Annotated in this window: 1 protein-coding gene; it reads right to left on the bottom strand. The window is 69.6% G+C overall.

The features are described 5' to 3' along the window. Positions 1–355 (bottom strand): EamA family transporter (locus EN845_RS34145; protein WP_145972543.1); only part of this gene is annotated, 355 nt, incomplete at both ends.

Genomic DNA, 355 nt, shown 5'->3' with positions numbered 1-355 from the left:
CACGCCGGTGACGCCCGGCCGCTCGGGCCGCGCCTGGCGCTTGAACTCGAGAGCGATGTGGACGAGGAGCGCGGCGACGACGACCGCGCCGCCGACAATCGTGCGCGCCGATGGCACCTCGGAATGCACGAGCCAGACCCAGATCGGGCCGAGGATCGGCTCGAACGTGCCAAGCAGTGCCGCCATCGCTGCCGGAACGAGACGGGCGCCGGTGGCGAAGAAGGCAAGGCCGACGCCAAGATTGAGGACGCCGAAGGCAAACAGGAAAGCCATATCGTGACTGGACACGGCGAACTGCGACGCCTGGGATGCGGCAAAGGCGCAGGCGAGCAGCGCGGCGAGGCAGTTGGCCGGC

It is taken from the genome of Mesorhizobium sp. M8A.F.Ca.ET.202.01.1.1 (genome assembly GCF_004791595.1).
GTDB lineage: Bacteria > Pseudomonadota > Alphaproteobacteria > Rhizobiales > Rhizobiaceae > Mesorhizobium.
This window is presented reverse-complemented; position numbering and strand designations above follow the sequence as displayed.